The following is a 12171-nucleotide window of genomic DNA, read 5'->3' as shown; positions in this document are numbered from 1 at the left end:
CCAGTCACCAGGGTGTCACTGGTCACTGGTCACTGGTCACTGGTCACTGGTCACTGGTCACTGGTCACTGGTCACGTCACTTGAACCCCGGCCCCACCTTGAACCGCACCACCGCCGGCACATCATCCGCATCCCGGACGATCGCCCAGACCAGGTCCCCCTCGGCCTCGGCGAAGCGGGCCCTCGGCGGGAAGGCGACGCGGCCGAGGAAGCGACCGGTGGGTTCGAAGACCTCGTAAACCGACGGGGTTCGGTGCTTGGTCACCGGTGCCAGCGAATCATCGGGCGTGGACCGCTCCGCCTCGGGGATCTCCTCCGAGGCGACCGCCACCTTGACCCAGATCCGGCCATCGCGCGCGACGCTGAGCCCCATCATCGGCGCCTTGTTGCTCGGCAGGGCCGGCCCGCGCCAGCTCCACCCCGGCTCGACATTGCGCATGTTGTGGGTGATCCCGGCCTTCTCGATGTCGCGCTCCTCCTCCGCCACCGGCACAGGGCCGGGGCTGCGGCGGATCACCAGTGGCTTCGCGTTGTTGCGCGCAACGATGATCTCGTACTTCCCGCCGTCGGCCGCGAGGAAGTAGCCCTGCGGGTGCCACGCCCAGTAGTACTGCGGCGCGTAATTGGATGAGGTCGATGACGTGTTGCCCTTGCTGCTCGCGACGTAGCTCTCGCGCGGCACGATCAGGTCGGGGGCGGCGCTCGAGTCGGCGAACGCACCACCGTCCTTGAGGCGCACCAGCCCCATCCGCCCGAGGATCTCCCCCTCGCGCGGTGGCGTCACCGGCCGCTTCATGAAGAGGGCACCGGTGCGGTCGGTGATCAACCCGGCGAAGGTGTTGAAGCCGCCGGGGGTCGGCCAGGAATGGGTGTAGCTGCCGCTGCTGTCGATGAAGGTGATCCGCGCATTCTGGGAATCCCAGATCGCCAGTCCGCTGTCGCCAAGGACCGCCATCCCGCCATCGCTCGCGAACTCGCCGGGGCCGGCACCGCTCCGGCCGATCCGCTTAAGCAGCGACCCCGTCGAACCGAAGAGCAGGATCTGCTTGGGCCCGGGGTCGTAGACCCACATCCGCCCCTGGCCATCAACCTTCAGTTCACGGACGTCGGTGAAGAGTGTGGTATCGTCGAGCCCCGGTGCGATCGCCATCTCCTGGACGAGCGTGCGAACAGCGGCGACCGGCACATCACCCGCCGTGCTGGCGGAGACGGTGTCGGCGGTCGAGTCGATGACGGTGACGAGGCCGGCGGGATCAACCGATCCCTTTGCCCCATCTCCCCCACACGCAGCAAGGAGCACAACGGCAGCCATCAGGGCAGGACGAAGCGACACGGCGCACTCCACGTGAGAGGGGGATCTGACGTTGGATGCGCATGACTGGGGAAGGGTTGCTGCCGTGACCGATCCTTACCGTCCGCTGATGGCCCGCCAGCGCGCAACGATCGGGGTCACGATCCGCTCGGTCATCCCCCAGAGCAACCCGCCCTCGAGGTGATAGCCTCGGACCGTTCGCGGCACGCCGCGTACCTCGATCTCGGCCTCGCGATAGACCTCAGGGGCCGCCAGCGTCGCCAGCGGTACCCAGGCCACGCCCGCGACCTCTGCGCTGAGCCCCGCCGCGAGGGCCTCTGCGAGCTGAAATGCGAAGGGGCGCACCACGATCGGCGGAAGCACCGGTGTCATCGGGGCGAGGTCGTCGAGATCGGCGCGATGCCACTGCCGATCGAGGTGCAATCCGGTCTCTTCTGCAGTCTCTCGAATCGCCGTGTGCAGCAAGTCGACGTCGTGCGGCTCGCGCCGTCCACCCGGCAATGCGAGTTGCCCCGACCACGGATCACCGGCGCGGTCCGCGCGGCGAATCAGCAGCAGCCGATCAGGATCCGGCGCCAGCAGCAGTGCGACCGCCGCGTGCGGATGATCGGGGAGATCGACCCGGACCGGTGCCTGCTGCGACAACTCGGCGAAGAGGCGATCGAGCAACGCCGACACTAGCGGAGGTGCCGCGCAAGGAAACGGGTGGTCGCGTCAAACACCTCGTCCATCGCCGGCGACGCACCGCCCCACGGATGTTTGGTGCCGAAGGTGTGATCGGCATCCTCGAGGATGAGCCGCTCCGTCAACGCGTCGCCGGCATGTTCCGCCAGCGCATTCGCCTCGGCCAGCGTCACCGTCGTGTCGGCGGTGCCGTGCACCTGCAGCCAGGGCCGACCGAGCGTGCGCGCCGCCTCGGGAATGCTCAGTCGGCCATCCTCGTGCGCCAGGCAATCGGCCACCACGTCGTAGTGCAGCGGCAAGCGAATGCGAAGCCGTTGATGCAGGATGGTGATGGTGCCGAGGCGTTGCCATGCCTCCAGCTCGGCGTCGGTGTGGCGGCGGACCTTGCCGATTCCGGCCCAGGTGACGACCGCAGCCACCGCCGGTGTCTCGCGGGCCAGCAGCAATGCCATCCCGCCACCGCGCGAGTGGCCCACGACACCAATCGATGTCGGTGGCGCGACCTGCAGCTCGCCGCGGTGCAGCGCGCCGACGACGCGTTCGAGGTCGTCGAGTTCCTTCGAATAGGTGTTGGAGGCGAACCGCTCGAGCCGCGTAAAGTCACCCGCCGCATCGACGCCCGCCCCGCTCACCGAGGCGGTGATGGCCACGAATCCCGCCCGCGCCAGTCGCTCGGCGAAGACCGGGAGAAAGGCGTAGTCCTTGAACCCCTTGAAGCCGTGCAACAGCAGCACCGCCGGTTGTGCCGTGGTGCGTGAAGCGGCGCGTACGTCAACGAGGATCTCGCCGAGCGCGCCGTCCAGCTGATGCCGTGTCAGGGTCGGAGTCGCCATCAACGAACCGCGGCCTCGAGCAGCGCGAGTGCGCCGCTGTCCGCATCGAGTGACGCGCGCACGCCGACCGGAATGGTCCACTGCGCGGCGATGTGGCCGATCGGCAGCCCCATGACGACCGGCACACCGAGAGACGCGAAGTAGGTGCTGAGGACGGCATCGAGCCCGAGCCCGCCATCGGGCGTTGCCCGGCGACAATCAGTGAACTGGCCGATGGCCACTCCGGCGACGCCGTCGAACACTCCGGCGAGACGGAGATGCGCCAACATCCGGTCGATGCGATAGAGATCCTCGTTGACATCCTCGAGGAAGAGAATGGCGCCGCGGAGATCGGCTGCGAAGCGCGTGCCAATGAGCGACTGCAGCAGTGTGAGGTTGCCGCCAACCAGGCGGCCCTCTGCGCGGCCTGACGCGAGTGTGACCACGCGCCCTTCCTGCGGGAGCAACACATCGGCGGGCGGCGCGGGCAATTCGAGGGCACCAGCGGGCGTGGCCCGCGTGAGCACGGCCTCAAAGCTGCGCCGCGCAAGTCCCGGCATCGGCTCCCGCGCCACGGGACCATGGAAGGAGACGACGCCGGTCTCGCGCCAGAGGGCCAACAGCAACACCGTGATGTCCGAGAATCCGATCACCGGCTTTGGCGCGCGCGCGAAGCCGGCGAAGTCGACGCCCGCCACGATGCGATTCATCCCGTCGCCGCCCCGAAGGCACCAGACGGCATCGTACTGCGGACTCGTCAGTGCGGCGTTCAGGTCGGCCAATCGCTCCTCGTCCGTCCCGGCGAGGTAGCCGTAGGCGCGTTCCGCATGCGGCAGCACGACGGGCTCGAAGCCGAGCGCGTGGCAGAGCGACTCGGCACGGGTGCGGTCGTCACGCTCCAGTAACGGACCCGAAGGCGCCACCAGGGCAATGCGGGCCCCGGGACCGAGGCGCGGCGGGAGGATCGGCTGTTGTTGCATTGCTGCTCCGATTACGATTGGGGCACCCTTTAGAGGAGACGACGCCTGCGTTCGTCCCACCCGACCCAGCTGGCCGCTGCAAAAGCGATTCTTGACGCCCGGGATGCGATGATCCCCGAGTGGGCCGACTGGCTCACCGAGCGCCCCGGTTCCACGAACATTCCGCGTCCCGTGGTCGAACGGCAGGCGCGTCTGATCCTCGACACCCTGATTGCAATGCTAGGCCCCCTGCGCCGGGAAGCCAAGCCGGTGTGGCAGCATGTGACCGAGCACTACGGCCGGATCGCGGCGGCGCGCGGGTTGGCGGCTGGCGAAGTCGTGGAGGAACTGCAGCAGCTGCGACTCCTCCTGATCAAGCACATCGGCGCCCTGGTCGCGGCGTTGCGCCCGCGGCGGGCCGTGGCCGTCTTCCTGCGACTCAGCGCCATCATCGATCGCGGGATCGCGCAGGCCGTCGTCGGCTACACCGACGCCCTCGTCGCATCGCTCCTCATGACCGATCGCAACACCCAACCGCTCACCGAGACCAACGGTGACGACAGCGCACGGCAGCTCGAGGCCCTCGAACTCGAACTGGCCGGCATCACCACGCGCCGCTAGGCGATCGCGATGATCGCCGAGTGGTGGCCCGGCCTGGCCTGGGCCCTTCCCTTCGCCGGGGTCGTGCCGCTTGCCAAGCGATCGCCCGACCTGGCACTCGCCCCGTCGGTCGACGGCATCCCGGTGTCGATCATCATCCCCGCGCGCAACGAATCGGCCATCATCGAAACGGTGGTGCGCTCGATCCTCGCGAGCCAGTACACCTCCTTCGAATTGCTGGTCGTCGACGATCGCTCGACCGATGACACCGCGGCGAAGGTCGCGGCGATCGCGGCCACCGAGCCGCGACTCCGCCTGATCGATGGCGCCGAGTTGCCCGCCGGATGGCTGGGCAAACCGTGGGCGTGTCATCAGGGGGCGGCCGCCGCCACCGGCCAGTATCTCCTCTTCACCGATGCCGACACCGAACATGCTCCGGCGCTGCTCGGTCACGCCATCGGGGCGATGGAGCGGGACGCGCCCGACCTGCTCACACTGATCACACACCAGCGCTGCGTCACCTTCTGGGAGCGGATCATCATGCCCCAGATCTGGGTGCCGCTCGGCTTCCGCTATCCGCCGTCGCGCGTCAACCGCGCCACCAAGCCGCATCAGCTGGTCGCGAACGGCCAGTTCATTCTGGTGCGCCGGACCGCGTACGACGAGATCGGTGGCCACGCCGCGGTGCAGGGCGAGGTGGTCGAGGACCTCGCGTTGGCGCAGACCTTCCTCCGCGCCGGCAAGCGGCTCCGATTGATGTTCGGCGACACCCTCATCGCGACGCGGATGTACCGCACCCTCGGCGAGCTGGTCGAGGGATGGTCGAAGAACCTCTACCTCGGCACCAGACAATCGGCGGGCAACCGACCGCTGCTGCGCGCCTTCGCGCCGTGGTCACTGGTGCTTGCACTGCTCTTCTGGTTGCTGCCATTCCTCGCCCTGGCCACCGGCGTGGCGCCCGAGGCGGCCAAGGTGGCGATCGGCATCTCGCTGCTGTTCTGGGCGATGATCGCCTTCGGCATGCAGATCCCCATCCGCTACGCGCTCGGCTACCCGCTGGGCGCGCTCATGGCGATTGGAATCACCCTGCGTTCGATCGGACGTGGCGCAAGACGGGTGGAATGGCGCGGGCGGACCTATCAGGTGGGCGAGCCGCTGTAGCCGCCACCAAGTGGCCCCCGGACCCGCGCCGGGGTACCCTTCCGGTGACCCTGTCCCAGATCCGCCCTGCTCCGAGGATGCCGATGCTGCTCCCGATGCTGTTCACGCTGTTCACTGCCCCACCGGCGACGATCGCCCCGGCAGACTCGTTCCGCTACCGGATCGTGTCCATCTCCAATCAGGAAGTGGACGCCTCCGCCCTGGGCCAGCCGAGTCAGACGGTGACGATCACCACTACCGCGCTGATCACCCTCCGGCTCACCGACAGTGCCGGTGGCCAGGTGGCCCACATCACCGTTGACTCGGCCGGCATGGATGGCGGCGAGGCGATGGCGATGCTTGGCCCCGAGATGACCGAAGTCCCGGCTGGCGTCTTCTTTCACTTCTTCGTGAAGGACGGCAAGCCGGCGAGCGACATGACCCCGTCGGCCAGCTCGGTTCCCGTCCTCAGCCTCGCCGGCGCGATCGCGGCGCTCTTCACCGTGCCGAAGCCGACCGCGAAGGTCGGCGACAGCTGGACGGACACGACGGTGGTCGACACCGCGTTGGCGGCGGGCAGCAGCAAGGTCACGACGATTTCCAAATGGAAGGTGAGCAGCATGGAGGCCGGCGGCCGAGTCCTCGACGCCGACCAAACCGGCCTCATGGAGGTCGAGACCCCGATGGGGAAGATGTCCGGCACCACGAGCGGCACGCAGCATCTGGTCACCCGGTCGCGGGGCCCGCTCGTTCGGATGAACTCCGACACCATCACGGACATGGTCATGGCGATGGGGACAATGCAGATGACGATCAAGGGCACGACAAAGATCTCAATCAATCCGATCCCCTGAACCAACGACACGCCCCACCGACCGCCGCCGAGCCCTGCTTGGCGGCGGTTTGCGTTTCCGGGGTCGGCGCTGCGCTCAGGCATGCCGCGTGGCGAGGTAGGCAGCCGCCATCATCGCCGCATGTCCGCCTTCTCCCCCACTGCCCGACACACGGCGCTCGTCCACCGACTTGGTGGCGCGGCCTGCGTCCTCCCGGTTCCCGCCTCCCACGAGGCGTTGCTCGAAGTCGGCGCGTTCGCCGGCCTGCCCTGCTGGAGTGGCACCGCCGATGGCGCCGAGAGCCGGCGACTGGCGCGACTGCTCGCCCGACGCGGCGCGCTCGGCCTCCTCTTCACCGACCATCCGGCCAGCAGCGCCAGCTTCATCACGGTCACCATCGAGCCGGTGCGCGTCATCGCGATTGCACCACGCGACGACGATCCGCTGCCGCTGCGCCGCCTCGCGAGGTTGGTGGCGCGTGGTGAGGGAGGGGCGCTCGACACGGCGCTCCGCTGTGCCGAGGCGCTCGACGTCGATGCCGCCGGGCGACGGACCTTCGCCGCGATGCGCGACCTGCTCGACGATGCCATCGCACGGCTTCCGGCGCGGGTCGCGGCAGAGTCGCGCCACGCCTGGGCGCTCCTCCAGCTCACCCGACTTCTCTTCCTGCGCTTCGTCGAGAGCGAGGGATGGCTCGACGGCGATCTCGATTTCCTCGCGCATCGTTTCGAGGACTGCCTGGCGCACAGTCGCGATCCCCAGCGCCAGTTGCTGGCGCCGCTCTTCTTCGGGACGCTGAACCGGCCGGTCGCCGCGCGCTCCCGCCTCGCACGGAGCTTCGGCCGCATTCCGTTCCTGAATGGCGGACTGTTCGAACCGCATCCACTCGAGAAGCGCCTGGCAATGCACCTTCCCGTCGAGTTCTGGCGGCGTGCCGTGGAGCAGCTGGTGCTCCGGACCGAAGTCACCCTCGACCACGACGAGCTCGATGGGCGCATCACGCCGGAGATGCTCGGCCGCGTCTTCGAAGGCGTCATGGCCCCGGAGGAGCGCAAGCGCGACGGGACGTTCTTCACGCCGCCGACCCTGGTGCGTGCCCTGCTGCGCGAGGCGTTGATCCCGCACCTCGCCAACCGCCTGGCCCGCCGCGAATCGGACATCGGCGACGCCCTCGACGCGCCCGACCCGGCCCTCCAATCCGCCCTGCACAACACCACGGTCCTCGACCCCGCCGTCGGCTCCGGCGCTTTCCTCGTGGGGGCTCTCGATCTCCTGCATGGTCCGGGGCCACGGGACCGTCGCCTCGTGCATCGCCTGGTCACCCGTCGACTCTTCGGCGTCGACCGGAATCCTGCCGCCGTCCGGCTGACCGAGATGCGCCTCTGGCTCGAGGTGCTGCGGGCCACGCGAGGCTCGGCGACCGACCGGGTGCGGCCCCTTCCGAACCTCGACGCCGCTATTCGTGCCGGCGATGCGCTGCTTGACCCCGAGTTGCCGCCGCTCGGCACCAGGCTGGTGCAGCGACTCCGAGTGGCGCAGCTCCGCGTGGCGGGTGCGCATGGCAACGAGAAGCGCGCGCGGCTGCGGGCACTGCAGCGCGCCGAGGCCGCCGCCTTGGTGGAGGCGTTGGGAGAACGGGAAGCGTCGCTTGATCGCGCGATTCGTGATCTCGTCTTTGCGCAACGCGCACCGAGCCTCTTCGGCGATGTCACGCCGGTGCGCGCCGCCGACCGACGGCAACTCACGGCATTGCATGACGCGCACCGCGCCGTCCGGCGGGAACTTCGGCGGGTCGCCTCGGGCACGGCCGCGCTCCCCTTCGCGCTGACGACCGCCTTCGCGCCGGTGCTTTCGGTGCGCGGCGGCTTCGACCTGGTCGTCGGCAACCCGCCGTGGGTGCGGGCCGAACGGATCCCGGCCGACACGCGGCGAGCGCTCGCCGCGCGCTATCGCTGGTGGCGGACGACGCGCACCGCGGGGTACGCGCACGCACCGGATCTCTCGGTTGCCTTCGTCGAACGGGCAATGTCGCTGCTCGCCCCGGAGGGGACTCTGGCGCTGCTCGTGCCGGCGAAACTCTCGACGGCAACCTACGCGACCGCAGCGCGCGCGGCGCTTGGCCAGCGTCACACGCTGCACGTCGTGGCGGACCTCGGCGACGACCCGCGCGCCGGCTTCGATGCCACCACCTATCCGCTGGCGTTGATCGCATCGAAGGCCGTCGCGCCTCCGACCCAGCAGGTGCGGCTCGGTCTCGATGTGGCCGCCGACCAACACGCGCAGGCATCGTGGGCCACCGACGGCCCCTGGCTGCTGACCACGCCCGATGCGCACGCGGTGGCGCGCCAACTGGCCCAGCGTCACGACGTCCTGGCCTCGGTGTTTCCCCCGCAGCTCGGCGTCAAGACGGGCGTCAACGCCGCCTTCGTCGATCCGCCGATCGCGCTCGCCGAGTGGTGTCGTGCTGCGGTTCGTGGGCGTGATGTCCGGGCCTTCGCTGCGCGTCCGACCCAACGGCTGCTCTGGCCGGCCGATGCCCGCGGCGAGCCGTGGGCGCGGCTGCCACTCCCTGTCGCCGAACACCTGCACCCGTTCAGCGACCGACTCAGGCGCCGCAGTGACTTTCGTGACGGCCCCTGGTGGCGCCTCTTCCGCGTACGCGCTGCGACGGCGGCGCACCGAGTCGTCTGGGGAGATCTCGCGCCATGCCTCGAGGCGGCCACGCTCCTCGACCCCGCCGCCATTCCACTCAACAGTTGCTATGTCCTGGCCTTGCCCGATGCCGCCACCTCCCACGCCGTCGCGGCCTGGCTCAACAGCGCACCCATTCGCGCGATGGCCAGGTTGTCCGCCGAGCCGGCCGCCGGTGGCGCCGCACGGTTCGGCGCCCGCACCGTCGGCCAGGTGCCCTGGGTCGCGGCGGCCGCACACCATCCGCTGCTGCGGCACCCACTCACCGATGCCGGCGCATTCGCCGCGATCGATGACGTCGTCGCCGATCTGCTGGGACTCAATCACCATGACCGCACCGCACTCGCCCCGCTGGCCACGCGTCGTCGCTGAGGCGCTCGCGGAGCTCTCCCGGCCGCTGGCGATGGCGCCGATCACGACGCGCACAGCGGCTTGCGGCGAGGTCGAACGCGCGTGGCGCGAGGCCTCGCGCCCGACCGCGGCGGGCGCGGCCGTGCCGGCGTTTCTGCTGCCGCAACAGCATGCGGCCTTTCAGCGCACCCACACCGCGTTGGCAGAGTGGCACGGCGCCGTCCTGGCGGAGCCGGTCGGTGCCGGCAAGACGTGGATCGCGCTCGCGGTCGCGCAAATGGAGCGACGGCCGACCGTCGTGATCGGCCCGGCCATCCTCGAAGGACAATGGCGCACGGCGGCTGCCCGCAGCGGGGTCGCGATCAACTGGTGGTCGCATGAACGACTCTCGCGCGGTCGATTGCCTTCGGTCGACGCGAAGCTGGTGATCGTCGACGAGGCGCATCGTCTGCGCGAACCCGCCACCCGTCGCGTCACGACGCTGGCGCCCTGGCTTCGCGGTCGTCGGCTGCTGCTGCTCACCGCCACACCGATCGTCAACCGGCTCGACGATCTGGTGACCTTGCTGCGCCTCTTCCTCGCCGAGGACGGGCTACGACTCGACGGCATCCCGTCCCTCGGCGCGCTCTGCACATTGGTCGATGCGCCCGTGGCCCTGCAGCGCGTTGTCATTCGCACCGAGGCGAGTGCCAGCGTGGCACACCCGGCGCGTGCCGAGCAGACCGAGGCCAGCGCCGCGGAGGTGGCGCGCGGCGAGCGTGCAGTCGCGATCGTCCGCCGCCTCACCCAGCGCCATCGGTCGGCGTGGAGCCGACTGCTGGCCGTCGTGTTGCTCGATGCCGCGGCGTCGAGTGACCTGGCCTTCCGCGAAGCATTGCGCCGATACCGTGCCTTGCTGGCGCAGGCACGCGATGCCGGGGGTGGCGATCGGGTAACGCTGCGCCGCTTTGCAGGCGAGGCCCTCGACCAGCTTGTCTGGTGGGACCTGGTTGGTGCGCCGAGTGATCCCGTCCCGCTCCCGGTGGAGGACCTTCCGCGACTCGACGCGATCCTCGCGGCCTTCGCCCCGGCCGACGCAGCGTGGCTGGAGCCACTTCGCCTCCACGCCACCGGCGTCCCCACGGTCTGGTTCACGCGCCATCGGGCCACGGCGGCACTGCTCAGAACGGCATGGGGAGAGGGCACCGCCTGGGTGACGGGTGATGCAGCCGGGATCGGTCCGCATCGGATGCGGCGCGACACCGTGTTGGCAGCGTTTGGACCGGAGCGGAACAGTTGGCAGCTCCTTCGAACCACGCCCACCCAGTTGGTCACCACCGATGTCGCGGCCGAGGGGCTCGACCTGCAGGCTGCCGGTCGGCTGGTGCATGTCGACCTCCCCTGGACGGCGACTCGGATGGCCCAACGCGAGGGGCGGCTGCTGCGGCTCGGGCAGCAGCACGCCGAGGTGGCCCTGGTGCTCCGCCTGCCGACGCCTCCCATCGAGGCGGAGCTGGCGAATCTCGTTCGGGTCGCTCGCAAGGGCGCGCTGGCGGCACGCTGGCTGGACTCGCTCACGGTGGCGGCACCCTCTCGAGGGCAATCGGCGCCCGGCATCCCCTGCGCCATCGTCCATCCTCCGGCCGCCGCGCTCGCGTCGGACCTGGTGGTCGTCGAGGTTAACGACCTCGGCAATGGGCGACGCGGCGTGTTGACGTTGTTGCGCTCGGGACACGGCCACTGGACGGCGCACCCGGAGGGGATGCCGGACACCGGGCGATGCACGGAGGATGGCGCAGCTGCGATGACCGACGTCATGGTGCACGAGATCGTCGACTCGGCGATGCGCTGGGCCGTGCGGGAGGCGCATCGTCGGGCCAGCTGGGGGCCCCCGCGATTGGTGGCCCGCATCCATCGCCTCGCGCGGATCGCGGCCTGGCATCGCGATGCCGCCACGATCGCCCGTCTCGAGGCGACCCTCCGGTGGTGCACGGCAGCGCCAACGCTGGGAGACCGACTGCGGATCGAAGCGCTCGCCACGGCCGATGACACCGTGCTCATCCATCACGAGGCACCCCCCGCGACACCGGTCGGTCCCTATGTGGCGCGCGCGGTCGGCGTCGTCCTCTTCCGTTCCGGCGGTCGGCCACTACGTTGCCCGGATGCGGACCTACCAGACCATTCTATTCGACCTCGACGGGACGTTGATTGATTCCGTCGACCTGATCGTCGACAGCTACCTGCACACCATTGCGGTGCACGACCTGCCGGCGGTCACCCGTCAGGAGATTCTTGCGGGGATGGGGCGGCCGCTCCGCAGCATCTTCGGGGCGTGGACCAGCGACCCCGCGACGATGGAGCGTTGGATCGCCACCTATCGCGAGTACAACCTCGACAACCACGACAGCCGGGTGACGGCGTATCCCGGCGTGGTCGACATGGTTCGACAGATTCGGGCGGCGGGGTATCGCACGGCGCTGGTGACCAGCAAGAACCGCTACGGTGCCGAGCGGGGGCTGTCGTTGGTCGGCCTGATGGAGGCAATCGAGTTGATCGTCGGGGCCGATGACGTGACCCACCCCAAGCCGCACGCCGAGCCGGTGGAGCAGGCGCTGGCGCGGCTGGGCATGCCGACGGCGGGGTGCCTCTTTGTGGGGGATTCGCACCACGACGTCTACAGCGGGCGCGCGGCCGGTGTCGAGACTGTCGGCGTGACGTGGGGGCCGTTCGACCGTACGCATCTCGAGGAATCGGCACCCGATTTCTATTGCAGCGCCCCTGCCGATCTCCTCGCATTGCTGGGGCTGTAG

10 protein-coding genes are annotated in these 12171 nt (G+C 69.6%); 6 read left to right on the top strand and 4 right to left on the bottom strand.

Annotation, left to right across the window (positions count from 1 at the left end; genetic code table 11):
* Positions 1-76 precede the first annotated feature (76 nt).
* The 4 genes from IPG05_01365 to IPG05_01350 all read right to left on the bottom strand — a co-directional run bounded on the left by IPG05_01365 (position 77) and on the right by IPG05_01350 (position 3788).
* Entirely contained in the window at positions 77-1333 is a 1257-nt protein-coding gene (locus tag IPG05_01365; GenBank protein MBK6493750.1) for a hypothetical protein, read from the bottom strand.
* A 75-nt stretch (positions 1334-1408) separates the two neighbouring features.
* Positions 1409-1990 carry a CoA pyrophosphatase gene (locus tag IPG05_01360; GenBank protein MBK6493749.1) on the bottom strand — a complete coding sequence of 194 codons (582 nt, stop codon included), beginning with the start codon at positions 1988-1990 and terminating at the stop codon, positions 1409-1411.
* A complete protein-coding gene (locus tag IPG05_01355) occupies positions 1990-2829 on the bottom strand; it encodes a dienelactone hydrolase family protein (GenBank protein MBK6493748.1) in 840 nt (279 codons plus the stop codon). Before IPG05_01355 ends, IPG05_01360 begins: the two co-directional genes overlap by 1 nt.
* Positions 2829-3788 (bottom strand): LD-carboxypeptidase, encoded by a 960-nt coding sequence (locus IPG05_01350; protein MBK6493747.1) that lies wholly within the window; start codon positions 3786-3788, stop codon positions 2829-2831. The genes IPG05_01355 and IPG05_01350 overlap by 1 nt, the downstream gene beginning before the upstream one ends.
* 108 nt (positions 3789-3896) lie before the next feature.
* Between IPG05_01350 and IPG05_01345 the strand changes: the two genes are divergently transcribed.
* The 6 genes from IPG05_01345 to IPG05_01320 all read left to right on the top strand — a co-directional run bounded on the left by IPG05_01345 (position 3897) and on the right by IPG05_01320 (position 12171).
* Positions 3897-4388 (top strand): hypothetical protein, encoded by a 492-nt coding sequence (locus IPG05_01345; GenBank protein ID MBK6493746.1) that lies wholly within the window; start codon positions 3897-3899, stop codon positions 4386-4388.
* Positions 4389-4397: 9 nt separating this feature from the next.
* On the top strand, positions 4398-5528 hold the full coding sequence (locus IPG05_01340; protein ID MBK6493745.1) for a glycosyltransferase: 1131 nt from the start codon (positions 4398-4400) through the stop codon (positions 5526-5528).
* Between the two features lie 83 nt (positions 5529-5611).
* Positions 5612-6361, top strand: a complete 750-nt coding sequence (locus tag IPG05_01335) for a hypothetical protein (protein MBK6493744.1) — start codon at positions 5612-5614, stop codon at positions 6359-6361.
* A gap of 120 nt (positions 6362-6481) precedes the next feature.
* Complete coding sequence (locus IPG05_01330) at positions 6482-9403, top strand: N-6 DNA methylase (protein MBK6493743.1); 2922 nt, start codon at positions 6482-6484, stop codon at positions 9401-9403.
* Positions 9360-11573, top strand: coding sequence for a DEAD/DEAH box helicase (locus IPG05_01325; GenBank protein MBK6493742.1), 2214 nt, complete (start codon positions 9360-9362; stop codon positions 11571-11573). The genes IPG05_01330 and IPG05_01325 overlap by 44 nt, the downstream gene beginning before the upstream one ends.
* A complete protein-coding gene (locus IPG05_01320; GenBank protein MBK6493741.1) occupies positions 11524-12171 on the top strand; it encodes an HAD-IA family hydrolase in 648 nt (215 codons plus the stop codon). The genes IPG05_01325 and IPG05_01320 overlap by 50 nt, the downstream gene beginning before the upstream one ends.

The sequence above is a fragment of the Gemmatimonadota bacterium genome (assembly GCA_016704275.1).
Taxonomy (GTDB): Bacteria; Gemmatimonadota; Gemmatimonadetes; order Gemmatimonadales; family GWC2-71-9; genus Palsa-1233.
This window is presented reverse-complemented; position numbering and strand designations above follow the sequence as displayed.

Bases quoted from the DNA above. Each gene is read 5' to 3' on its own strand.
- IPG05_01355 (MBK6493748.1), bottom strand. From the start codon at position 2,829: ATGGCGACTCCGACCCTGACACGGCATCAGCTGGACGGCGCGCTCGGC.
- IPG05_01350 (MBK6493747.1), bottom strand. From the start codon at position 3,788: ATGCAACAACAGCCGATCCTCCCGCCGCGCCTCGGTCCCGGGGCCCGC.
- IPG05_01345 (MBK6493746.1), top strand. From the start codon at position 3,897: ATGATCCCCGAGTGGGCCGACTGGCTCACCGAGCGCCCCGGTTCCACG.
- IPG05_01340 (MBK6493745.1), top strand. From the start codon at position 4,398: ATGATCGCCGAGTGGTGGCCCGGCCTGGCCTGGGCCCTTCCCTTCGCC.
- IPG05_01335 (MBK6493744.1), top strand. From the start codon at position 5,612: ATGCTGCTCCCGATGCTGTTCACGCTGTTCACTGCCCCACCGGCGACG.
- IPG05_01330 (MBK6493743.1), top strand. From the start codon at position 6,482: ATGTCCGCCTTCTCCCCCACTGCCCGACACACGGCGCTCGTCCACCGA.
- IPG05_01325 (MBK6493742.1), top strand. From the start codon at position 9,360: ATGACCGCACCGCACTCGCCCCGCTGGCCACGCGTCGTCGCTGAGGCG.
- IPG05_01320 (MBK6493741.1), top strand. From the start codon at position 11,524: ATGCGGACCTACCAGACCATTCTATTCGACCTCGACGGGACGTTGATT.